General features: G+C 41.5%; 15 protein-coding genes. 4 read left to right on the forward strand and 11 right to left on the reverse strand.

The genetic code is table 11. From position 1 onward, the window contains the following. Positions 1–28 precede the first annotated feature (28 nt). From BDE36_RS17190 to BDE36_RS17220, 7 genes are all read right to left on the reverse strand, one after another. Positions 29–397, reverse strand: coding sequence for a hypothetical protein (locus BDE36_RS17190; protein WP_128770897.1), 369 nt, complete (start codon positions 395–397; stop codon positions 29–31). A gap of 77 nt (positions 398–474) precedes the next feature. Further along, positions 475–1,764, reverse strand: coding sequence for a DUF3472 domain-containing protein (locus BDE36_RS17195; protein ID WP_141815839.1), 1,290 nt, complete (start codon positions 1,762–1,764; stop codon positions 475–477). 98 nt (positions 1,765–1,862) lie between these two features. Continuing rightward, positions 1,863–4,082: an alpha-N-acetylglucosaminidase gene (locus BDE36_RS17200; RefSeq protein ID WP_141815840.1), complete on the reverse strand. Its 2,220-nt coding sequence runs from the start codon at positions 4,080–4,082 to the stop codon at positions 1,863–1,865. A gap of 567 nt (positions 4,083–4,649) precedes the next feature. Next, entirely contained in the window at positions 4,650–6,239 is a 1,590-nt protein-coding gene (locus BDE36_RS17205) for a glycoside hydrolase family 76 protein (protein WP_141815841.1), read from the reverse strand. 124 nt (positions 6,240–6,363) lie between these two features. After that, positions 6,364–7,344 (reverse strand): BT_3987 domain-containing protein, encoded by a 981-nt coding sequence (locus tag BDE36_RS17210; RefSeq protein ID WP_141815842.1) that lies wholly within the window; start codon positions 7,342–7,344, stop codon positions 6,364–6,366. Between the two features lie 15 nt (positions 7,345–7,359). Then, a complete protein-coding gene (locus tag BDE36_RS17215; protein WP_141815843.1) occupies positions 7,360–9,156 on the reverse strand; it encodes a RagB/SusD family nutrient uptake outer membrane protein in 1,797 nt (598 codons plus the stop codon). 23 nt (positions 9,157–9,179) lie between these two features. After that, entirely contained in the window at positions 9,180–12,356 is a 3,177-nt protein-coding gene (locus BDE36_RS17220; protein WP_141815844.1) for a SusC/RagA family TonB-linked outer membrane protein, read from the reverse strand. Positions 12,357–12,974: 618 nt separating this feature from the next. Here BDE36_RS17220 and BDE36_RS17225 point away from each other — a divergent pair. Beyond that, complete coding sequence (locus BDE36_RS17225) at positions 12,975–16,172, forward strand: glycoside hydrolase family 2 TIM barrel-domain containing protein (RefSeq protein WP_141815845.1); 3,198 nt, start codon at positions 12,975–12,977, stop codon at positions 16,170–16,172. A gap of 68 nt (positions 16,173–16,240) precedes the next feature. Here the strand turns inward: BDE36_RS17225 and BDE36_RS17230 are convergent, their stop codons facing one another. Both BDE36_RS17230 and BDE36_RS17235 read right to left on the reverse strand, forming a co-directional pair. Beyond that, on the reverse strand, positions 16,241–20,419 hold the full coding sequence (locus tag BDE36_RS17230) for a hybrid sensor histidine kinase/response regulator transcription factor (protein ID WP_141815846.1): 4,179 nt from the start codon (positions 20,417–20,419) through the stop codon (positions 16,241–16,243). 261 nt (positions 20,420–20,680) lie between these two features. Further along, a complete protein-coding gene (locus BDE36_RS17235; protein WP_235904267.1) occupies positions 20,681–21,202 on the reverse strand; it encodes a DinB family protein in 522 nt (173 codons plus the stop codon). Between the two features lie 117 nt (positions 21,203–21,319). On the opposite strand from BDE36_RS17235, the gene BDE36_RS17240 reads away from it, so the two are divergent. The 3 genes from BDE36_RS17240 (at position 21,320) to BDE36_RS17250 (ending at position 23,274) form a co-directional block, all read left to right on the forward strand. Continuing rightward, positions 21,320–22,102 (forward strand): AraC family transcriptional regulator, encoded by a 783-nt coding sequence (locus tag BDE36_RS17240; RefSeq protein ID WP_141815847.1) that lies wholly within the window; start codon positions 21,320–21,322, stop codon positions 22,100–22,102. Between the two features lie 63 nt (positions 22,103–22,165). Beyond that, entirely contained in the window at positions 22,166–22,708 is a 543-nt protein-coding gene (locus BDE36_RS17245) for a dihydrofolate reductase family protein (protein ID WP_141815848.1), read from the forward strand. Next, a complete protein-coding gene (locus tag BDE36_RS17250; RefSeq protein WP_141815849.1) occupies positions 22,705–23,274 on the forward strand; it encodes a dihydrofolate reductase family protein in 570 nt (189 codons plus the stop codon). Before BDE36_RS17245 ends, BDE36_RS17250 begins: the two co-directional genes overlap by 4 nt. Positions 23,275–23,489: 215 nt before the next feature. Here the strand turns inward: BDE36_RS17250 and BDE36_RS17255 are convergent, their stop codons facing one another. After that, complete coding sequence (locus BDE36_RS17255) at positions 23,490–24,656, reverse strand: hypothetical protein (protein WP_141815850.1); 1,167 nt, start codon at positions 24,654–24,656, stop codon at positions 23,490–23,492. A gap of 30 nt (positions 24,657–24,686) precedes the next feature. Continuing rightward, a complete protein-coding gene (locus BDE36_RS17260) occupies positions 24,687–25,307 on the reverse strand; it encodes a YceI family protein (RefSeq protein ID WP_161987678.1) in 621 nt (206 codons plus the stop codon). Positions 25,308–25,323 lie beyond the last annotated feature (16 nt).

Raw genomic sequence — 25,323 nt, forward strand, 5'->3', positions numbered from 1 at the left:
GACAAGTTATGATTTACACATTTTGTTGCTATAAAATTCTATTTACAGAGCATCCAAAATATAATTTAAACGCCTTTTGACCTCCTGTTCTACTTACAACAACGGTATCCGTACCCCTTCTTTTTACTACTTCATCTCCCGTGTTAAGGTAACTAAAGAAGTTAGAGGTGTCCACACCAAGAACTATTGTCTGGTTGCTTAATTTGATGGTTTTACAATTATGGTTAGACTCATCGAAATACTTACGTTCAACAAAACCTTTAATATTCTCTTCCTTAAACTCTTCTAACTCTTCACATGCTAAAGAGTGACTAAATTTGTTATCATTAAAGTAAATCAGCAGAGCGACGGCTACTACAATTAAAAATGAAACAAAAACTTTTATGTTATACTTCATAGAGATTCATCTAACTAATAAACTGACAATCACCTGCTCCGGCATGTATGCAGCGATCATCTTATCTGCCTGGCATTTTAAGGCAACTTATTAAAATCGACAATAGGCTTTTCCGAATACAAGGGGCGTTCAAAAACCTGATCGAAAGGAATGAACTGATCAAAAAAGCCACAATTCATCAGATAAAACTGCCCGTCTTTTGTTCCGCCGGCATAATCAGCCCTCAATTTATTCCGTGCTGCAGCATCTGCGGTAAGTGTAATCTGGTTAAGCTCATGCCATTCTCCGTTCTTTCCTGCAATCCATTGGTTTTTATAGTAAGCAATTCTCACCAGGTTACCGTTTTCCGGAATAAAATTCTCAAGAAAGGAATGTAATTGAGACAGATAGCTAAGTGTCTTAGGGCGTTCGAAACGGGCGACCAAAAACCATTTGCCTAAACTTAAATCTTTAAAATAGGCCGTAAAGATGGTTGAACCGGCGGCAGTATCGGGCTCTGCACCTAACAAAAAGCCATACGTTTTGCCGGCTTCCCAGGAGTACCTCATAAAGCTCTGGCCTCCGGAACCTTCGTTACCAAAATCCTGGGCATGGACAGTGGGACCTTTTTTCAATAACCTTATTTTCATGCTGTCCGGAATACTTTCCGGATTTTCAGTTTCAAACGGGCTCCAGACAGAAAACAATATCCGTCGTTCAGATTTGCTGTTCACCTGCATGCCAAAATATCCCTGGCTAAATCCATCCGCCATAAAATAAGAGCCTTCTTTATCCATTCCGAGCGGCACAGATATCTCACTATAAAACCACCTTACATCATTTTTAAGGTTTTCAGGGATATGAAAGTTAAGATGTACCGACGGACCGCGCCTGCAGAAATAAAATGAACTACCATTCTTTACATAAATTACTTCATTATCAGCATGAACACCGCTAATGATCATTTCAGAAACATTGGCAAACACAGGTCCGGTTTTATGGATGCCATGAAGCTCGGCTTTTATATAACCACCTTTTCCGGGTGTTATACTGCCAACATGAATAATTTCAGGGCTGGTTGCGCTAACCTGCTTTATAAATTCCTTTTCCCCGATCGTAACTTTGATCCGGCTTTTGCCCGAAGGCACCTGTAGTTTTAAGGATAAATCCAATTGCTGGGGTTTCGTTATCCTGAAATAAATCACCGGAACATTGCCCTGCTCACTCCAGTTTGATACTCCTGTATCTGTAATAACAGCCGGACTGTTCACCCAGGCATTCCCACCTAAAGGCAATATAATTGTCGAGTCTGAGCCGTTTGCCATCAGTACCTTTGCGGAGACTGTAAAAACCAAAAAGCAAATACGTGTCAAAATCGATTTTAGCATCTTTAAATTATTCTACTTGTAAAGGCCCCGACGTCACTAACTCGGTCTGATTGCTGCTTGCAATTATAAAATAGTGCTCTGAAATCATTTATATTTCATTATAAATAAGGCGCCCATTTTTTATAAATGTCCACAACTACCGAATAAGTATTTCCGGTTGTATTCCATTTAAACGGTTGCTGGCTTTGGTTGGTGTTTACCCATTTCCAGTCAAAAGCGGCGCGTTGCTTATCAAAGGCGTCCATGTCTGGTTCTTTGCCGGTATCAATGGTTTTACGTAGTTCATTAAAGAACAACGTCCAGCGACCTTTATAATAAGTGCTGATCATTCCCGACCAATCTTTTGCTGCATAATCGGTTATACCGTTGCCTTCTCCTCCCCAGGTGGTTATCAGCAGGCGGGCGTTTTTTTCGTAATAGTTTTTTTCTTCTGGCGTTGAGCCGAAATCGCGGGCCTCTTTTATCCATGCACCTAATAGCAATTCGTGCTGAGTAGCTGTTATACGGTCCACATCGTCGCACAAGTCAAGAAACAATCCGGTGTATTTATTAAACAATTGCTGATTTTTCGAATGGTATGCCCTGCCAACAGAATCCCTTAAGGACACAGCGAGGTTCACCAGCACCTGCTTCTCCAGCATAGCCAGGTCTCGTGTATAGTTAGGATTGGCCTTTGATGCTGAATCGGCAAGCAGGAATTGCGGAAAAATATTAGCCAATGCCTGATAATTGTATTTTCCCAGCCACGTGTAGCCTCCATTCCCTTTTAACATCGGTTTGGATTGTATGATATTACCAAGCCCTACATCCGAAACATCAGAATTATAAATCACCGGAAGCAGCTTTGTCCAGGCAGCTGTAATTACCGGGTCGTTATGCCCGCAGCGGCTTTCAGCATATTTTTTTATCCAATTGGCCGGGTCTTTGGCACCGGTATTCCATGCGTAATCAAATAGCCACTCGAACATAAATTCATTTACGCCAAAACCCTCAAGCGTTGAGCCGATGCCTGTCATTTGCCGGTGGTTTGGGTCGTCCTCTGTTGCACTTAAAAGTTTAGCAGTTTTTAAAACCGGAGCGGCTAACTGCGTATTGCCCCCAAAGTTTCCGAGGTAACACCAGATGTATGGTGCATTAAAAAAGCCGTCCGTTATGCGCCACACTTCGGTTTGCTCGCAAAAATAGTCCAGTATCATCATGTGGTTTTGCGGAACAGCTTTGATCATGGCTTCTAATCTTGGGTTGGTCCAGTGTTTACGGTCGTAATAAAATGTCCAGCCCATCTGTATCCAAACAGCTTTAGGGTCTATGGCTTTCATACCGCCATAAATGGATGCCGCTGTTTTTGCCAGGAATGATGGCTCCCAGCTTGGCGGGTCCATCTCATTAAAAGGATCTGCCCCGTAATAATGGTCTGTGCCCCAAAGCTTTTGCTGTTCACTCAGGTATTCCTTTTGTATTTTAACAAAAAGCGGATCCATCGGGTCAAGAAAATAAGCGTCGTTTTCTGCGCCTGTATCATAAGAGCCAAGATTAGTGAGTTTAATATCAGGATATTTCTTTTTCAGGTCTTTTGGCACATGCCCTGCAAAAGCCGGCAAAATGGGGTGCATTCCTAAGGCCCTCTCGCGTGTCAGTATTTTTTTCTGAAGCTCGAACTGTCCATCTATAAAGCTTTGCGGCAGTGGCCCCTGCCAGCGGTCAAGGTTACCCATACGCTGCCAGGGTAAATGCACAGGGCCGGTAAAAAATGCGCGCGATTGTTCATCCGTCATTCCAAATTTACGCCAAACGCGTTGCCAGATGTATTCCTGCCCGGTTATAGCCAAAGGCATGTTAATCCCGTTCATGGCCATCCAGTCTATGAAATGCTGCCAATGGTTCCACTTCCACCAAACCGTGGTATAGCCAAAAGTGCAATAGTTTAAAAAGAAACGATTATCAAAACGGCAACGCTCACCAGCCGGAGTAAATGCTTTTGGAAGAACTGCAGGCATTATTACTGAATCTGCAGCATACCAGGTTACAGAGACATGGCAAATGTTTTTCAGATAGTAGTTAAACCCTTTAGCCATGGCAATGGTGCTGCTTGCTTTAATAGCTATTTTGTTATCCTCATTAGCAAGGTAAAAAGTATCAACAGCAGCTGTTATAGGCTGTAAATTAAATTCACTCGCTCTGCCATGGGTTACACGATTTATTAAAGCCTGAATTTCAGGGATATTAGGGCCGTCACTGGCTTTAGCGGGGTTGAACGGTAACAAAAAAAATGCAAGAGCTGAAAGAATTGCGATGGAGAGGTGTTTTTTTAAATACATAGGGGCTATTCAAAGCCTTTAAGGTAATAAAATTATTTATCTTACAAGAGAAAATCTTTCCTTCCCGAGAAACTGGTTTACTGTTTGCCAATTGCAACGGCTTAAAAAAGCCCGCTGAAATGAGGGCCTTGAATAAAGTCTGTCATAAAAAGACTTAGGAGGATGAATAATTTCAAAATTTGACGGTCTGTAATTTCAGGCATAGTTGCTGCAGTCTATATAGTAAGCCTTGCCTGACTAACATGTTCGTCTATTGCATCTTCTTTGCTACGATCTCTGCTACAGTCTCTGAATTTCCTCAATGCTGAGACCCGTAAACTCCGCAATCTGGCGGATAGATAATCCTCCATCTTTCATCTTTCTGGCTGTTTCAAGTTTTCCTTCGAACATCTTGCTTCGTACATGGCTCTCTCCTCCGGTGTTAAGTTGTTGATCAGAAACTCCGGCTCTATCACCTTAAGTTTTTTATTACTATTAGTCCTACGCCGTTGAACATCTGAATTTTTATTCTAAGTTTAAAAACCACAAAAAGCAAACAACAATTATTATTGGTTGACCCTGCAAATTCTATTGATCTTTTTGAGGAAACCAAAGCTCGCTGTCGTCATTACGTTCCTTCCATAAAACACAGTCAATATTTTCCTCCGCGCTTTTATCCTTCAATTTAATCAGACTCAAGGGCGCATGCTGACTTCTAATCTTGTACAATCCATCATAGTCATAAATAAGTTTCCAGTTCTGTGACTTACCGGAACCCGCAGTGGAGGCTTTAATTGTTGTTCCGTCGGACTGACCCCCATTAGAGATATCAAGAAAAAAGGAAGTGGCATTTTGGGGGCTAAGTTTATAATACCCTTTCCCAATTGATGTCACACGGAACTTTTGGGCAGGTTGATTATCCCAGGTTAATATATTAGCTTTATTTTCCTCCGGAGTGCCTGATATATTCAGAGCTGCTGCACTATTTAGTTTTGGAGTAAAGCGATATACTCCGCCTTCTACTATGCCGGGTTTTGACGCTGGCATTATTTGCTGCATTACAACGGTACCAACACATTCCAATGCAGAACAATTGTCTTTAGGCGTCTGGGTCGTCCATTGGTTCCATCCTATATTAAGATCTCCCCTTCTTATTGCCCAGGCGGCATCCGCATTTTGTTTCATCCAGGGATAATAGAGATCCCACAAGTTATTGTCCCGAACAAATTCTCCTACTCCCCGTGCAAATTCTGATTGCCAGGTTCCATCTCTGGTACTATGTGTTAGAATACCACCAACTGTTTTATTATTTTTCACGAAATCCACAGAGCGTTTAGCATCATCGAAGTACGAAGGGATTGCAGTAAGCTTATATAAATGATTTGCGGCACTTATGAATGCACCCACATTATAAACATTTGCATCGGCTTTTATTATACCATTTGCTTTTATAGTTTCTGATACAGCTCCGGTAGCGGAGTTATAAAGTGTCGCCCTGATCCAATCGTAAATTTGTTGGGCTTTTGCGAGGTATACCTCTTCGCCGGTGGCTTCGTAAATATAACACGCTGTGATCACTGCGGTATTATTACTCAAGCCGGATTTATCATCTTTACGGATATCCCACCAGATACCACCGCCTAATGCATCGTCCCATCCTCTGTCATAGGCTCTGTTGAAGGAGTACTTAGCCTGGGTAAGAAACTTCTCTTCCTTAGTTATGTGATATCCTCTGGCGAAGGCAATTGCAGCCCAAAGTATATCATCATTAAATTCGTTCCAGTCCCATTTATAGTCACCCCCTATATCCTTATTCTGTGCTATAAATGTATTGAGAAGATTTTTTATCAACGTTTTGTGACTATCGGATTTTGTGCGTAAGTATACATCTTCCACCATTTGAATTTCCAGTGCCTGACACCAGAAATAGTCTTTTTCTGCGTCGCTTATAGACTTCTTATAAAATTGAGTGGAACCGGAGGTTGTTAAAAAGGCATTATTATAATATGCAATCGACTGATCTGCAATAGGGTGAGCGTCCTTAGTTGTAACAGGAGTGATCTCTGTCTTGGGTTCTGTAGGAACATCTTCCTCTATTTTGCTGTCTTTTTTGCAGGCAGAGAACAGCAAAACAATTATTATTACAAGCCTGGCAAGCCTGGTGTTTGATATTTCCATCGATTAAGAGCTTATAGGTAATTTAATAAAGGTAGTACTGGCTATTGTTAGCGAATAAAAAGAGTATAAAACCCATAAGCAGTCAAGTGAAAAAGTACTGGCTGCTTATAGATCTATTGTATTCTTAGAAAGCATTCAGTTCTGCTATCTGCATGTATGACGCGCCATATGCTGAAACAATTGTAAATTTGAAATAACGGGCTGTAGGGAATCCTTCGGTTAAAAACTGAAATTGCTCCTGTTGCTTATTCTCAAAATTTATAGTTCCGGCACTTGTCCAGTTAACATTGTCAAGACTGGTTTGTACGGAGACTTCTTGTGGTTTACCATTTCCGTCAGCCTGACGCGCTACTAAGTAGAAACCATGAATTTCTCTGATGGTACCCATATCAATGGTTATATGGTGTGGAGCAACGGCTCCTCCATTTGACCACCTGGAGTGCCAAAACGTACTTTTATTATTATCTAATGCAAATATTGCCCGGCCATTATTAGGGCCCTCTCCTGTAGCCTCTTCTGAAGAAATATCAATTATTTGCCACTGCGACCGGTCGAATAAAGGATAGTCAGACAGCTTGGGTTGAGCTTTAACAAGGAAGTAAGCAGTAGTTAGTTCCGGGTTTACAGCAACTCCCTGGGCGGACATAGTTATCGGCAGCAAGTAGCTTTTAAGAGGGATCATTGATCCGGGTCCCTTAGTCTTTAATAATATGCTTAAGGGGGTCGTAGATAATTTTCCTTTAGGGATTACTGTACTTGTACTGGATAGAGTGTACATACTCTCAGGCAGAACAGGATAGTTTGTGTTATTTTTAGTGTTATACTCAGCCACCAACTGATTGTTAACTGTAAAGACAACAGGAATGTCTGTATTTGGATAACCAAATCCTCCAAAAGCTGCCCCATAAGTTACTACCTGAAGGGTATCCGAAATGTTTAATGTTCTGCTTACAGTACCAGCAACGCTTTGTGGCATATATACTTTATTATAGCTATCTATGGGCTGATCAGGGAGATCAACCGTGTCTTTGCAGGCGTTGTTAAGTAAAGAACAGCCTACAAGACTAAGAATCAGGACAGTATGTGGAATTTTTTTAATCATCATAACTTTTTTAATTAATTACCAACCTGGATTTTGAATGACAAGTGTTGCTCTGTCTATTTCATATTGGCTGATGGGAAACCAATAGGATGCAGGAGAACGGAAAAGGTGAGTACTGGCAACTACTCTTTTATAGAAGTCATTTCCATCTTTACTAATATCCATTCCATGCATATTCCCCATTACTTGCGGTGCAATTTTCCAGCGTCTGATATCGAACCATCTATGACCTTCAAAAGCAAGTTCCACTCTTCGTTCAGCTCTTATTCTTTGGCGCATTTCCACTTGATTGGCTGGAACTGGAAGTTGATTTGTTCCCGGGCCATATTGAGGAATCCCCGCTCTCTCTCTGATGTAATTAAGATACCTTACAATATCCGGGTTAGTCGGATCATATTCATTCAACGCTTCCACATAATTCAGATAAATCTCTCCAAGCCGGAAGTGAACCTGAGGCCGTTTAAATGCTCTGTTGGCACTATTTGCTCCGCTATTGGTTTCAGGACTCACATTTTTTCTAACCAGATATCCTGTTCTTGTCCAATCGGTAGCATGCCCGGCTGAACCATTAGGGCCAGACCTGAAAAAGTTGATAGTGCCTGCAGCATTCATATTTCCGAGTCTCCAGACAGTATTATTATACAGAATCGAGGCATAAAACCTCGGCTCGCGATTCAGGTACATATTTGATACCTGAACTCCATTTACAGTTGTGAATCCAGTTTCTGAATAGAGAGATGATTCATTAATCGGCTTACCATCGTTCATGAAGTAAGCATCCACTTGTTCCTGAGTTGCTCCCACCCCATTCCAGCCCCCGGCCGACCGGGGAGTTGAATGAACTTCCAGCTCTACCTGATTATTGTTAGGCCGCACAAAAATCTGCTCGCTGTTTCCTGCTACCAGGAAGATATCTTCATATGACTTTTGCGCATTATTTCCCGGTTCCTTATACAAATTGTAAATACCGAGATCAATTACGGCTTTTGCTGCATCCACAGCCTTTTTCCACTTATTGACATCGGATGTTTGACTTATTAATGGAACTCCTTCACTGTTTTTAAAATTCGTTACTTCTGTGTTCCCATTGTATAAAGGACTTGCAGCATACAACAATAGTCTGGATTTCACTGCTAAGGCCATTCCTACGGTTGCTCTTCCGAGCTGTGTTTGGTTTGGAACTCCCGCAATGGAAGGCACAAGTGGTAGAACCCTGGCAGCCTGGTCAAGTTCGCTACTTACATATTCCACGCATTCATCAAAAGTACTTCTGGGCAGTTGCAAACTGGCTGCAGAAGCATCTGGAGCCATATCCTTGTCTCCAACTAAAACCACTGGCCCGTACTGACGCATTAGTAGGAAATAATAGTAGGCCCTGAGAAAACGTGCTTCTGCTTTATACTGATCAATTAATACTTGTCCTGCAAGGCTCAGAATTTCCGTGTTTCCATCAATATGATTTATGAAATAGGTCGCCGCCCGTATGCCATTATAATATGTCCCCCACTTATCGAAGATCGTCGCACCGGGACTGTAATTTAATATGTTTAAGCGATAAATATTATATTTTGTCCACGTGATATCTGCCTCGTCTGAATTACCCCACCATGGATTATCGGTCCATTGATTACTTTCATCGGGAATGTAACTGTAAACGTTTGCCAGGTACTGCTCCGAAGGTTCTTTTTTCTGAAATACCTCCTCTATGGTAATGCGGTTATCGGGTATCTGGTCAAGATAATCTTTACAGCCTGTATTAAACATTAATGTAATGCCTAATGCAAAGGTGCTCCCATTTATTAATATAGATCTCATGTTTATAAGCTTAAATATGCTTGTTATTTGAATGTGCATTTAGCCCCGAAATTGAATGTTTTAATTAAAGGATATTGTGAACCCCGGCCATCCCCTAACTCTACGTCCCAAAGTTTAAATCCGCTGATTGTCCACAGGTTGTAGCCAATAAAATATAAGCTAAGGTTAGCCATCCCTACTTTTTTAAGTACTTTAGCTTTATTGAAATCATAGCTTACCTGTAAAGTCTGTAAGCGCATGAAAGCGCCATTTTTCATCCACCAGGTACTTGTTGCATAATTCATATTCTCATTGCCATCAGTTAACCGGGGATAAAATGGACGAGGATTGGGATTGCCGGGTGTCCAGCGATCTGTAATCTGAGCCATAAGGTTACCGCGCTCACCACCCTGACTGAAGGGCTGAAACCCATCCCCTGCAAGGCTAATATCAACGTTACTGATTCCTTTAAACCACCCGGCAACTGAAAATCCTTTCCATCGAATGGTTGGGCCGAATCCATAAACTATTTCGGGTATAGAACCATAACCTATAGGGGCCTGATCAAAATCACTAATTTTGCCGTCGCCATTTAAGTCTTTATATTTTATATCGCCCGCAGCCGTTTTTCCACTTTGCTCGGGGCTGTTGGCAACTTCTTCATCACTTTCAAATAATCCCAAATCAATATATCCAAAGCGCTGACCATACTTACGACCAATTCGCTGCTGCCAGGGGTATGGCCATGGCGCATTAGCATCATCCATTACTTTTGCTCTGTTCCAGGTAAGGTTTCCTCTAAATGCAAAGTTCCAGTCTTTTCCTACTTTCGCATTTAGATCGATAGTTCCATCGATACCCCTGTTTATCACATGGCCAAGATTTGCATTAGGTAGACGACGAATACCTGTATAGTTAGGCAGATCTCCTCTCCGGAGGAAAATACCCGTACGGTTTTCTTTAAATGCATCTACAACTAAAGAAATTCCATTGTGTAACATTTTGATTTCAAGGCCCAAGTTTTGTTTGGTTGCCTTTTCCCAGCCTACTGATACTGCGTATTCTTCAATATCATAGCCTTTTACTTCAGTTTGAGAAGTTCCGGCACCGTACCAATAACTGCCATTTCCTCCAGCAACTGTGGATATGTAACCAAAGCGAATAGGATCCTGGTTTGGACGTTGAATTCGATCATTACCGACCTGGCCCCAGGAATACCTCAATTTCAGGTACTCAATAGTATTAGCAACAGGCTTAAAAAAACCTTCTTCAGAAATTATCCATCCTCCGCTAAGAGCAGGAAAAAATCCAAACCGCTTATCTGGTGCAAAGGTTTCTGAACCGTTGTATCCAAAATTGGCTTCTAACAAATATTTATTGCTATAAGAATATGTAGTTCGTGCTGCGAGGCCCATATAACGGTAGGGAATCGATGCGATAAAATCACCCGCAAAGGCATCGGATTTATCCGATTGAGTATAAAGCAACATGCCTGTTACGTTGTGTTTGCCAAAAGTACGATCATAGTTTATTGAAGCTTCCGAGTTGAATAGACGAGTTCCTCCATTTTTTCTATTGTATCCAAGAAAACTACTGCCAGTAGAGGTTCTTTTTGTAAGTAAGTTACCATTGTCATCCCGGCCAATAGCTATATAACCATCAACAGTCCTCGTTCTTTCAATAGTGTGGGAATTATAGTTATCAAAGGAAAACATCGCTGTAGCCGATAATCCCTTTAACCAAAAGCTAAAATCCTGGGTTACTCGTATATTACTCCATAACTGGCTTCTAAATTCAGAGACATACCCCGATCGGGCAAGTAAGCTGTAGGGATTAAAAACATCGGCAGTCGCTATTTTAGGAGCTAATCCGTTAGAGTAAGTTGCCGGGATTAGAATAGGAGGCATGACGTAAGCTGATCCCCATATAGCATCAGAAGAGTTACCGGGGTAATTACCTTCACTTAACCAGCCCGATGCTCCAAAGTCAACTTTAGTCGTTTTTGTTACATTCAAACCCAGGTTTGAAGTGAAATTATAACGGGTGAATTTGATTGATGAATTATATGCAGAAAGCTTATCGGTTTTATAAAGGCCATCTTCATCATAATACCCCAGTGATAAGTAATATCTCGCGTTTTCAGAGCCTCCTCCCGCATTCACTCTTGCCCTCCGGTTTTGTCCCGTTTTATTAAACAATTCCTTAAACCAATTGGTATTAGGGTACAAGTCTGGATCTAATCCTTTGGCCGTTGAATCAATTCTTCCGGCAGAATACCGCGGCTGGTCTGTCGGTTTGCTGTTGTGAACCGCTTCATTGGCCAATTGCATATACGTTGCGCCATCGGCAAATTCAGGAAGCCTTGTAAACTCAGTTACTCCCTGATCGTACTGGAAGTTAATAAGTGGTTTTCCCACTTTACCTTTTTTCGTTTGAATGAGGATAACTCCATTGGCCCCTCTTACGCCATATACGGCTGTGGCGGATGCATCCTTAAGGATGCTAAAACTTGCAATGTCTTCCGGGTCAACGTTGCTTAACTCCCGTTGTACTCCGTCAACTAATACAAGCGGGCTGCTATTGGTAAAAGTGGAAATACCTCTGATGTAGATTTCAGCATTATCATAGCCTGGTTGTCCGCTCCTTTGAACGCCAATTATACCTGCAACTCTTCCGGCTAAGCCCGTTGATAAGTTAGCTACCGGTTGCTTAAGTTCTTCGATGTTCACTGAGGTAATAGCCCCTGTTACCGTTGCTTTCTTTTGTTGTCCATATCCAACAATAACAACATCATTTAGTCCGACTGCTGATTCTTTTAACGTGACATTGATGGTTTTGCTATTGCCAACTGTAACCTCCTGGGTGGCAAATCCAACATATGTAAAAACCAGAACTCCATTGTTACCAGGCAATTTGATTGCAAAGTTTCCTTCTGTATTAGTAACAGCAGACACTGAGCCACCTTTCAGCTTAATTGACACTCCCGGCAACGGAACACCTTTTTCGTCGGTTACCTTGCCTGTAACCTGTATCGGAACGATTTTATCCGAGAGGTTTTCAAAAAACATCCCTTCATCCATCGTTTTCTCATGCCCGATTGATGCTGTACTTATCTGCAAAAGAGCCGCAAGTAGCAGGAAAGATGTTTTAATTTTAAAAAGAAAATTAGGTTTGATGTGAAAAAGGTTTCCACATCGAAAAGCAGTATATTTGTTATACATTGTGACTGTAGGATTTTAGTAAATAATTGTCAGTTGTAATATTATTAGCTAACTAACGACAGTACTTTACTGCTTTCGGAGGTGTCGAGAGCCTCTGAGAGCAGCTTTTTCGATAGTTCATAATTAAAGTATCTTTTAGGTCATAAAGCCATCCTCCTTTCTTAAGTTTACTAGTTTATTTAAGCACTACTCAAAACGTATCTTTTTTGGCTAATACTCCGTTCAATACACGTTGATGAATTGAATTTTCAAGCATAATTGGTTTCAAAAAAGAACGGCGGCTTCGCAATTTGTTTTTCTGATTACTGGCCGTTCAAGTAATGCTTGAGACAAATGTGATTTTATATTTTAAATAATCCATTCCGCTAAAAGTGAAATGCATCTGGTGTCAAAAAAAATGTACAATTTGAAAAAAACGCAACGATGGTTCTGAGCTTATCGCTATTTTAGCAGTATGTAGTTTAATGTGTTGCGGAGAATACCAGGGGGTAACTGACATTTTTTTGTACGCTGTGTCAAAAATTATGTATGCGGGGATAATGTAAACGAAGCAATGTTGCACATCTTTGTCGTGTAACTCTAAATTTCCCTTAACACCATTCACTTAGTTTAATATTTATGCTCACCAATGTATTTAAGAAAAAAATCTGCAAGTCTTTGCCGATCCTTATTTTCGCATTAAGCCACAATGTAAGCTTTGGCTTTCACCAGCAAACAGGCTATTTATCAAAGACGGACACCGCTTTTGTGCCAAAAGAAATTGAAGATCCGCAGAATATCGGTATCAATAAAGAAGTAAGCCACGCAACTTTAATGCCTTATGGCTCTTTAAAAGAAGCACTCGCAGGCAAAAGACATGCGTCTTCGTTCAGTCGGAGCTTAAACGGCTTTTGGAAATTCAATTGGGTAGACTGGCCTCAGAAACGTCCTGTTAATTTCTATAAACCAGATTACGATGTTTCTGGTTGGAAGGAGATCAAAGTTCCCTCAAACTGGGATGTACAGGGATATGGCACTCCCTCCTACAGCAATTACAATTATATCATTAAGAAGGATTTCCCTCATGTGATGAGCACTCCTGATGAGAAGTTTACAAGTTACAAGGAACGAAATCCGGTAGGCAGCTACCGGCGCGATTTTACAATCCCGGCGGCATGGAACGGACGACGGATCTTTATCACATTCGACGGTGTAGACGCCGGCTTTTTTATCTGGGTTAACGGAAAAAAAGTAGGATATAGCGTAAATAGCCGGAATGCTGCTGAATTCGATCTTACAAATTATGTAAAGCCGGGTAAAAATGTGATTGCAGTGGAAGTGTATCGCTATACCAGCGGAACTTATCTGGAAGATCAGGACATGTGGCGCCTAAGCGGTATTTTCAGGAATGTAACCCTCTGGAGTAGCCCGCAGCAGCACATCAGGGACTATTTTATTAAAACAGATCTCGACAATCAGTTTCGGAATGCACAACTGGCTGTAACGGCCAAAGTTAAAAATTATGGGTCATCAGCAGTTCCGGCCCGTACGTTGGCAGTTTCTTTATACAATGGTTCTGTGGCAGTACCCGGTGCTGCGGGTAAAGCACCTGTTCCTGCACTACAGCCCGGCCAGGAAGTCCTCATAAATGTAAACTTTTCTGTTAAGGATCCTCAAAAGTGGACCGCAGAAACACCCAGGCTTTATACTACAGTAATCACCCTGAACGACGGAACCAGGACAATAGAAACACTCTCTTCACGTACTGGCTTTCGGGAGATGGAAATAAAAGGCCGTTTGTTTACGCTAAATGGTGTTCCGATCAAGCTAAAAGGAGTTAATCGCCATGAAAACTGGCCCGATGTAGGCCACGCTGTTACAGAAGAGCAGATGATCCGCGATATCGAGCTGATTAAACAGGCTAATTGTAATCACGTTCGTACCAGTCACTATTCCGATGATCCGAGGTGGTATGAGCTGTGTGACGAATATGGAATTTATCTGGTAGCAGAAGCGAACGTTGAATGCCATGGAGCAATGAACGAGTTTAATGACGAACCTCGTATCAAAGCTGCTATTGTTGACCGGAATGTAGCGAACGTTGAGAACTTCAAAAACCATCCTTCGGTTCTTATCTGGTCTTTAGGAAATGAAAACGGCAGTGGCGGAACGAACTTCAGAGCTGCATTACAAGCAATTAAAGACATAGATCCAACCCGGGTAACACATTATGAGGGTTTTGGAGTCGGGCAGAATAACCCTGCAGATATTGACAGCAGAATGTACACGCAAACTCCGGAATTACAGGATCAGGCGACCAATCCATCTCTCACAAAGCCATTTTATTTATGCGAGTATGCTCATGCTATGTTTAATTCAATGGGTTCGGTAGATCTGTATAACGAATTGTTTGACAAATACCCATCTTTGCTTGGTGGAGCTATCTGGGAATGGCAGGATCAGGGAATTTACAATAACAGGGATCCTAAACACCCGATCACTGCATTTGGAGGGGGCTTCGGTGAATATCCAAACGACCGGTATTTTATTCACAAGGGTGTCGTAGCTTCAGACCGTACTCTCAAACCACATTATCCGGAGCTTAAACATGCTTACCAATGGATCAGTATTCTCGACAAGGACTTAAAAAATGGTTTCGTGACCGTTAAAAACCGATATCAGTTTACTAATCTTAGCCAGTTTGCCGCGAAATGGGAGCTTTCAGAAAATGGAAAGGTTATTTCCAGTGGAAAACTCCCGGTTATTGATCTCGTTCCAGGCGGACAAAAGGATGTTAAAATACCTTATAAAGTAACTCCAAAACCGGGAGCAGAATATTTCCTTCGCGTTTCTTTCGATTTAACCAAAGACGAGCTTTGGGCTAAAAAAACCTATGAGATAGCGTCTCAGCAGCTGCAACTGCCTGTAAGGGTTGCACCTTTTGAGGATAATACCCCGGGCGGAAAATTGACACTAAGCGATAATGATCATTCCATACTAGTAAAAGGTACTGATTTTAATATTGTATTTGACAAAGTGAAAGGCACTTTTTCGAAACTTGAAAATGGAGGCGAAAACTTATTACAGGAAACCGGGGGACCAATGCTTCATCTTTGGCGCGCCCCTCACCAGATAGACGATATGTGGGCCTACGAAGACTGGGATAAAAAGGGATTAAGATCAATAAACTGGAAAACGAATGATGTAAAGAGCTCTCAGTTAGCGCCTGATGTAGTAGAAATAAGGGTAAGTTTAACTGGAACCGGTAAGCAGGATTTTTCAGTAAAACACGATGTCATCTATACAATAAACGGAAAGGGTTTAATAAAAGCGGTAAACAATGTAAGCTTTGGAGGACCTAAAATAGCGCTAGCCCGACTGGGTATACGCATGTTTCTTAATAAAGATCTCAATACGTTCGATTACTTCGGCAGAGGACCGATGGAAAACTATGCCGACAGAAAAAGCGGCTCCGATGTAGGCCACTATTTCAGCACTGTTAAAAATCAATTAACACCCTATGAGAAACCGATGGAATGTGGTAATCACGAAGACGTTCGCTGGGCAAATGTAACTTCCAAAAAGGGAAATGGCATAACTATTAAACAGGACAAGGACCTGCTTCAGGTTTCTGCATTGCCATACAGTGATGAAGAAATGGAAAATGTTGAATACAAAATCGATCTTCCGGAAAGCAAAGGAACGGTCTTATGCGTAAGTCATAAGACACTGGGCGTGGGTTCTCACGGTTGCGGCCCCCGTCCTTTAGAGCCTTACAGGGTCTATACCGATGCAGCTACTTTCAGCTATCAGATACAGTTAGCAGGTAGAAAGTAAAATTACAATTAGTTCGGTTATTTTATAGAGCTGCTGCGATCAACAGTTGTATAAAGTAACTGAACTAATTATTTCTTCAATGACCTTATATACTGCAAAGGCGATTTTCCAAATTCTTTTTTAAACGCCCTCGAGAAGTTTGAACTGCTTTGCAGTCCGATCCGATCTGCCACTTCGTTCATTGTAACGTCTTCGTGCGTCATTATCTGAATGGCTTTTTTCAAACGGATTGTCCTGATAAACTCACTAACCGACAGATCAGATACGCTTTTTATCTTTTGATATAGCTTCGTCCGGCTGATGTACAGGTGTTTGCATAAAAAGTCGACGTCCAGATCAGTGTCCTGTATATTTTCTTCTATGATATCTAAAAGTTTCTGCAAAAACTCCTTGTCTTTTTCTGAATGAACTAATTCTGTTGCTTCTGCCAGATAGTCGTTTATATACCGATGTTTAAGTTTTTTACTTTGTTCAAAAATATTCTGAACGGTTAGCTGGAGCAAATCCATACTGAGAGGCTTTTCAAAATAGAAATCAGCGCCAGACCCCATTCCTTCAAGCTTGGAATCCAGTGTATCTTTAGCTGATAGTATGATAAATGGAATATGACTCGTTTCGAATTGTTCTTTTACCCGTTTGCAAAATTCAATGCCATCCATTACCGGCATCATCACATCACTAATAATGAGATCCGGAACTTTTTCTGCTGCAATCTCAAGCGCTTCTCTTCCGTCAGCCGCTTCATAAATGTGATAATGTTTTTCGAAAGCCTGTTTTAAGAAAGATCGTAACTCTCTGTTATCATCCACGAGCAAAATGTATTTTTGGATCTTTAAGTCTTCATCCTTGTCATTTTCCTTCAATGTTAACGGCAGCAATATAGAATGGTCTACCGCTTCAAGTTTAGGCTCCAGTTCAGTTCCTTCGGGAGCTTTTTCTGCTTCGGTATAATTTTCATCTCCCCAGGGAAGCCCAATAATAATCTCCGTCCCCCGCTGCCGCTCGCTGTACACGTAAATGTCGCCTTTGTGCAATTGTGTTAAGCTTCTGACAAGGGCAAGACCAACACCCGACCCTAGATGATCCTTACTAACCCGGTAGTATCGATCGAAAATCCTGTGAATAGACTCGCCGGAGATGCCTATCCCTGTATCTGATACACCAAAATAAATGTATTTCTCTGCTCTGAAACCGTCGTTCAGAAGCTGAAACTCGTTTTGAAAGGATGGTTTAAAGTTTTCAAGATCGAAAAATATTTCAAGGGACACTTCTCCACCCGGTTCTGTATATTTAAAACCATTGTTTAACAGATTAAGAAGAATTTTCTCGAGAATCTGGATATCAAAATAGTTTGTTAACTGGTCATCTCCCGTTTCTGTATGATCGATCAGTTTAAAATGAATATCTTTTCCTAACGACAAATCCTGAAACTCCGATACCAGTTCTTTACAAAAATTATTTATTGCTAAAGGCTGTACCTGGAGCTTTATAACGCTGTCTGCTGCTTTTTTAAAGTTCATCAACTCACTCACCAGATTCATTAACCGCTTTGCATTTCTTAGCATAAGCTGATATGAATTACTTAAAGCTGAGCTGTTACTATGGCCCATTAGTTTTTCTAATGGGCCCAGTATTAATGTCAGAGGAGTTCTGAACTCATGTGATATATTCGTAAAGAATTGCAATTGCTGTTGATAAAGTTCAAGCCGCTGCTGATGCATTTCCTCTCTCTTTTTTTCATTAAGGGCCCTGACCTCAATTTCCCTCTTTAAGCGATGCCATCTTGCCTGATAGATATAGATGCCTGCCAGGCCAGACAAAATGAGTAGTCCATAAAGCATCTTCGCCGCTGTAGATTTCCACCATGGTGGTGTAATTGTAATATCTAGCTGCGCCTGATTAGCGCTCCAAATGCCATCTATATTAGTGGCTTCAACAATAAACTTGTACGTATTAAAATCGAGGTTGCTATATGCAGCAGTGGGGTTTCCTCCATTCGTGTAACGCCACTCCTTATCAAATCCAACTAGCTTGTAGCGGTATTGGGATTTAAGAGGATTAGCATAGTTCATTGAGGAAAATGAAACCAGAAAGTTGTTTTGCAAATAATTCAGTGTAAGCTCTTTAGTATAGCTGATAGCTTCTTCAATCGAATTTTTAGCAGGGCCTTGTTTCCCATATTGGGGTCTTTGATTAGTAATAAGGATATCTGTCAAAACCGGATGGGCAACAATGTGGCTGGGCTTTATCTGCTCAGGGTAGAAATAATTCAGCCCATTTATCCCACCAAAATATAGCCGGCCGCTGGCCCCTTTATAAGACGATCCAACTTTAAAACTGTTGCCCTGTAGCCCATCGTTTTTGTCGTAACGTATCAGCTTACCTGTTTTAGGGTCTAAACGTTCCAATCCATTCCCGCCCATCCAAACGTTTCCGGCATTATCAATTTCCATACTTTCTACATCCTTAAACACGCCATAATTGCTGGTATAAGGCCTGATCGTATACGAATTGTTTTTCAAGTTTAAAGAAAGACGATTCAGGCCGCCGCCTATGGTTCCGACCCAGTAAACACTATCATTCTGTTTACATATGGGGTATGTATAGTCGGAAGTTAAAGAGTTCGGTTTTGACGATGCATTGTAATGGAAGGTTTTTAATATATTTCCCTTCGCGTCGATTAAAACACGCTTTAATCCTCGTGTACTCGAAACAAACAATTGAGGCTTTTTGTCATCAGCATGAATAAAGTACCCCTCATCGTAGTATTTAACATGATACGTATTTGATTCGTCTTTCCATATCACACCAAAATTGTTCATGTGATTGCCAAACCAAATATTCCCGTAACAGTCTTTAACAATTGTTTCAATAATATATCCCGGGAATTGATCTGATCCTTTAGGTCGCCACAATTCTGTTCCTCCAGCTTTTAATATGTCGATGCCACTGCCAGTGCCAATCCACAAGTTATGAGCATTGTCAAATGTAAGAGAAGTGATTGCGTCATTTTTTAATTTGATGGGAGAGTTGTAGGAGTTATAATAAGTGTACTTCTTTGTTTTTAAGTTATATAAATTCAGTCCGTTCGCTGTTGTTCCTACCCAAAGATTGTCTCCATCTTCGAGTATAGAACGAATGTGATTTCCAGAGAGAGTATTAAGATGACGTGGGTCACGTTGGAGGGTGTAAAACAACTTTTGATTTAAATCGCAGTAATTAACGCCGCCTCCAAAGGAACACACCCATAAACATTGAGAGCGGTCTATTATGCATCTGGTTAATGACCGCGAATTCAGGCTATGCTGCGAACTTTGATCATCTACTCTTTGTATAAAGTTTAAATTCCTGTCTAGCCGGATTAATGCTGATCCTCCACTGATCCAATAGTCTCCCTTACTACCCTGCATGATATCTCTGACAGAGAAGTTATCGGGCATTGAATAGGTTAGGAATATGGTTTGTCTCTTAGTTGCTGCAGAGGAATTAGCAATCGGCCTCAGAATCATAAGCTTCTTCCCGTTTGCAATCAGCAGATTAAACTGATTATCAAAATATAGTCGCGACAGATTAGAGTCGCCAAGACCATCTACAGGAACCGGTTTGAATTTTTTATTTCTATCGAAAGTCCATAAACCTTTGTTGCCCGACAAATAAAGCAATCCGTCTTTGCTGTTTGCCATATCTGAAAACCGTACATCGTCACGTGGCATTTGTATTCTTTCTTCGTATACATTATTTCCGTCTACAGAATACATTTTCAATATACCATCCGTAATCCCATAAAGCACATTTTTTGATGGTGTAAGTAATTTAGAAAATGGAGGCACTACGTACTTTTGCAGTTTAGGGAAATCCAGGTACCGCTCTGTCCCGGGATCAAAACATTGTAATCCGTCTTCCGTACCCAGCCAGATCCGGCCTGTCTCATCCGAGGCAATGCATCTCACCCGGTTTTTAAACGCATTATTTAGCGGGACATTAACATTATAATATTTCCTGATAGAATAGCCATCGTAGCGGCTGATTCCAAAATATGTTGCTACCCAGATATATCCATACTTGTCTTGCACTATATCATTAGCATCTGTGTGTGACAGGCCTTCATCAACTGTAAGATAATTAAACTGGTAGGGAAAAGACCGGTTTTGGGCCAACAAAGGAACGGTTGAAAAAACAAGAGGAAAAAAAAATAATAGAGTTATAATTCTCTCCCTCATCATTTCAAACCAATATTTAATGTTCATTGATTACTATATGGGATTGGCTGGTTTCAGGTGTTATGTCTAACTGTAAAGCGAAGGTCGGCAAAATATTAACCACAATCAAGCTAGTGTGACGAGCAGCATAAAACAACTACCGTACGGTTGGTCATCATCACTATACTATCTTTTATTCACATCTGTTTGAAGAGCTTAACAAATTAGATTTCGCATAGTAGAATTAATAAGGCATTATCCTGCCGGCAAGAAATAGAACTGTTCGGTAAAATGATCCGCCTTTCAAACTTATGTGCGCCTGCTTTCTTCATATGTGGGGCCGTACATTCCCGGTACCTTATTCCCGGTAGCACGCAGGTAAACAATCATTTCGCCACGGTGATGATATATATGATTAAATAGAAATCCACGTGCAACGATTCCCCTCGGCATGGGGCCAAGAACCACTTGCTCTCCCAATTTCATCGTCCAATTGGCCTGCAATTTCTCCTCGGTAAGTGCTTTCAAGGCAGTGCGGGCTTTTTCAACGTTACTTTCAAAAAGCGCCAGCGTAGCTTTAATATCATTGGTATCACCTCTCTCCAACTGATCCGCTGCCATATCATACACATCTTGCGTTAGCGTACCCACGTACCAATAGTAGATAGTGGCAATGTGTTGCGCCAGTTCCCCCATTGTCCAGGAGGAATCTGAGGGTTTGTAACCAAGGTCTTTTTCTGGAATAGCCTGTAATAATTTACGTGTGCTGCTTACTTCATGTTCGAACTCTTGTGTCAGGTATTGCAATATCATAACCAGATAGTTTTTCAATAAAGATAATAAAGATGATCTGCTCTAAATTGTTTTTTTGATTCTTGTTTCATAGCTTGCATGACAGTATCCAAATACACAAGGCATCAACAGGGGTTATACATATATTTGTAATGTATGCGTATTCAATCCTATGACATCCTCCCTTCTTTGCAGCCGTATGTTAAGCTAATCTGCACAATGGAATGCGATGAAGATGCCGATACCAGCTGTATCCGCGTACTGCCGGACACTTGCGCAGAGATTTTTTTTAATTATACCATTGCTCCTGTTGCCATCATCAACGAGGAATTATATAAACGCAGTATTGCTACTTTTCGAATGAGCAAGCCAGCAAATGTTCAAATGCGGAAAGGGACGGGGGTTATTGCAATTTGTTTCCACCCGGGCATGGCATATCGTTTTATGGATGTCCCCATGCATCAGTTAGCCAACAAAACGATCGGTCTTGCCGAATTATGGGGTTCTCTGGCGGCAGAACTGGAAGATAAATTGGCAATGCTTAGCAATAACGAGGCTCGCGTAAAGCTGTTACAGAGTTATTTGGTTAAGAAGATGGATTATGGCAATTATGATATGAAAATTGCCTGCTGTTTACAACAGGTACGTTTCTCTGGAGGCATGATTCCTATTGAAAAGCTAGCTGCAGACCTCGGAATCAGTCAGCGCCATCTTTCAAGAAAGTTTCAGGAATGCGTGGGTTTGTCGACAAAAGAATACCAGCGCGCTTTCCGGTTCATTGAATCTCTCGGCCGTCTCAAAAGACATTCCGCAAAATCGCTGACTGAGGTTGCCTATGAAAGTGGTTACTACGATCAGGCACATTTTATCCGGGATTATAAAGAATATACCGGATACACACCCAGGCAGGTAGTGCTTGCAAGGCATATCTTGTATTGATGTCCGTTTTGTACAATTATTTGAAATCGATACTATTGATTTTTGCAGTATAAATTAACTATCATGCGAAAACTAATATTAGGACTGGCCATTACATTGGATGGTTACATTGAAGGGCCGAACGGCGAATACGACTGGTGCTTTACAGATCAGGACTATGGATTAAACGAGTTTTTCGAACGTATTGACGCGATGTTTATCGGTCGCAAGAGCTATGTGGTAAACCAACAATACAGCGAGAACAATAACGGTCAGGGTATCCCGGGCATGCCTGCGCTGACGGAATATGTATTCTCGGCATCGTTGAGTTCGGTAAAAGAAGGCGCTGTATTGGTATCGGAGAATAGTCTAGCCCGGGCGCGGCAAATCAAAAATCAACCGGGAAAGGATATATGGTTGTTTGGCGGAGCTTCCCTGTGCGAGGCCATGATGAAGGAGGGATTAGTCGATGAACTGTGGCTGTCGGTCCACCCAATTTTACTCGGCAGCGGCAAGCGCTTGTTTCATGAGCAGGACAGACGATCCTATCTTACGCTTTTGGAAAGTAAAACATACGAAACCGGGCTCGTTTCGCTTCGTTATAAAGTAGAAAACAGAATTATATGAGAAAAATAATTTCATTTATGCACATGTCACTTGACGGCTTTGTAGCAGGGCCGGCCGGCGAAATGGACTGGATTAAAGTTGATGAAGAGATTTTTGACTATGTTGGAAAACGAATAAGCAAGGGCGATACTGCATTATATGGCAGGGTAACTTACCAGATGATGGAAAGTTACTGGCCTACAGCGGCAGACAAACCAACTGCTACCAGGCACGACATCGAGCATTCAAAGTGGTATAGTAACGTTCAAAAAGTTGTTTTATCAAAAACGATGAAAGACGAGAACTTAACCAATACAAGAATTATAAGCGACAATATTTCAGACCGGATAAATGAAATAAAACAAGAGGAAGGAACAGACATCCTTCTGTTTGGCAGTCCAACAGCCACACACACCCTTATTCAGTTGAACTTAATTGATGGCTATTGGCTATTTGTCAATCCGATTATTCTTGGACGAGGCATTCCCTTGTTTGCAGACATCAAAGACAAAATAAAATTAACTCTATTGAATAGCCGGCAATTTACTTCGGGGGTAACGGAACTCAATTACATAGCAGAAAGATAATCAACCAGTCCTGATAGCTTGCAGCATATTTTTAACTTTTACCGGTCCGGCACAATCATCTTGAAGCCTGACGGGTGTAGTTATTAATAAATTAACGACCCCGCCACTGAAGACGCTGTAATTGATACAGCGCCTTCGGGCGATCCATCGGTGGTGAGCGATTCTGAGACGATTCAGCCGGACAGGCTTACCGCAGGGACTTCATCTTTCTTCTATTAGTCGTAAACCGAAATAGCAGTGATAACCGAACTTGTTGTCTCTTTATTCTCTATGTCTATAAGCTTATCATTCCTCCAATAACAGGCTAAACCACCCTGTTCTCCTGCAACATATACATTGTTGCCCTCTGTTCCAATGAGTGTTGCTGATCCATAAGGGACACCGGCTTTGGTAGGGAGATCAAACTTATTTGTTACCAGTTTGCCGGTATTGGGATCTAGTTTAAGCGTTACATAGGCACACTTATTCGATCCGTTTTCGTAATACGGCAGATAGACTGTATTGTTAACGTAAGCCCCTTTGTTAATGTGAAAATTTGCTTCTGGCATTTCCGCCTGGTACAACTTCACCGTATGATCTGTGAGATTTATAGTAAAATAGAACAAGCCGGTAATGGGTGTGCCTGCCCTCTTACAAGCGACAATAGCAATCAGGTGATTATCATCTTTGGCAAACAAATTTTCCACATCGATATAAATGTGTCCTGGTACCTCCAGTTTATAATCCTGAATCCAGTTGTCTTCTCTAAATACCTCCAGAAATGTCTTTTTGGTATCAGGACTTAGAGATTTAGACACAATTAAACCCTTGCTGGTACCGCAATGCCATGCATAACCATTACCGTTTGGTGTTGGTGCCAGTGGGTGAGAAGTAATCTTTCGGGTCTGGCCATCGATTTTATAATAGTACGAATTAACGCGCTGCCCCGGCATTCTGCCTATTGCAATAATATAGGTAGATCCGTTGTAACTTGTACAACCTTGTGACCACTCTACATATGAGGGATCAAGTTTTCGGCCCGCAGACTCTGAAAATGGGGTACTTTTCTCCAAAAACTGGCATAACCGCGAACCTTTTCCATCAGTCACTTCGTTGCCATAATACTCAATGCCTTTCCCTACCCCGTTGGGAGTTACAATTGACCTTTCGTAAAAACCAGTTACAACCAGGCTCTTATGTTTATAGGAAACAATCGATGTATCACGTCGCTTGCCCTGCCATTCTGTAGGCACATAGTTATCGCCCACCCTCGTCAGACCAAAAAGCAGGGGGTCATTTACCGGTTCCAGCTCTTCCTGCTTAGAAGGCTCATTGTTATTATTCTTTTTACAGCCTGCTGATACCATTACAGCGGCTATAATTATCGTATAAACTTTTTTCATTTTTAAAATATTGATCGGACACCACGCTACCTATTTATCCTGGCCGGTGTCGGACATAATTTTAAGTTTAATCTCCACGTCAGGTAAAAGATATAACGGTTCTTCAGGATCGTTATAGCTCGTCATCCCCCACTTAAGTCTGTTTAGCTTGAAAGATGCCCTGGCAATTAATTGGGCTCCTTCTATAGTTATGCTGGCTGGAAAACTTATCTGATGCGTCTGGCCGATCATAGTAAAACTACCCGAGATAAGGTAATTGGCGTCTTCCGCTGCATCGGGGTCGTCAGACTGGTAAGGGCCTGCTTCGGTAATATGAAATTCGGCATGGGGATGAATAGCAATGTTGAAAAAATCCGGGCTTTTCAGATGTGTTAACAACTGCTCTTTTTGCTCGTCGGGCAAATCGTAATTCTGGATACTGGCGATTGGAATTTTAAAGTCACCCCCGTTTACACGACCACCTTTGTCAACTGTTAAATGGCCTTGCACAACAAAAGAACCGACATGAAAATGGTCCGGTGCACTCCCTTTCCATTCTATCTTTGAGGATTTTTCATTAACGGCATATATTTTCGCATCAGATTGATCGTCCTTGCATCCGGCGTATATTGACAGCGCCAGAGTGGCTAATAGTAGGTGTTGTATTTTCATTTTATAGGCTTGTATT

This window comes from Arcticibacter tournemirensis (genome assembly GCF_006716645.1).
In the GTDB taxonomy this organism is placed as follows: domain Bacteria; phylum Bacteroidota; class Bacteroidia; order Sphingobacteriales; family Sphingobacteriaceae; genus Arcticibacter; species Arcticibacter tournemirensis.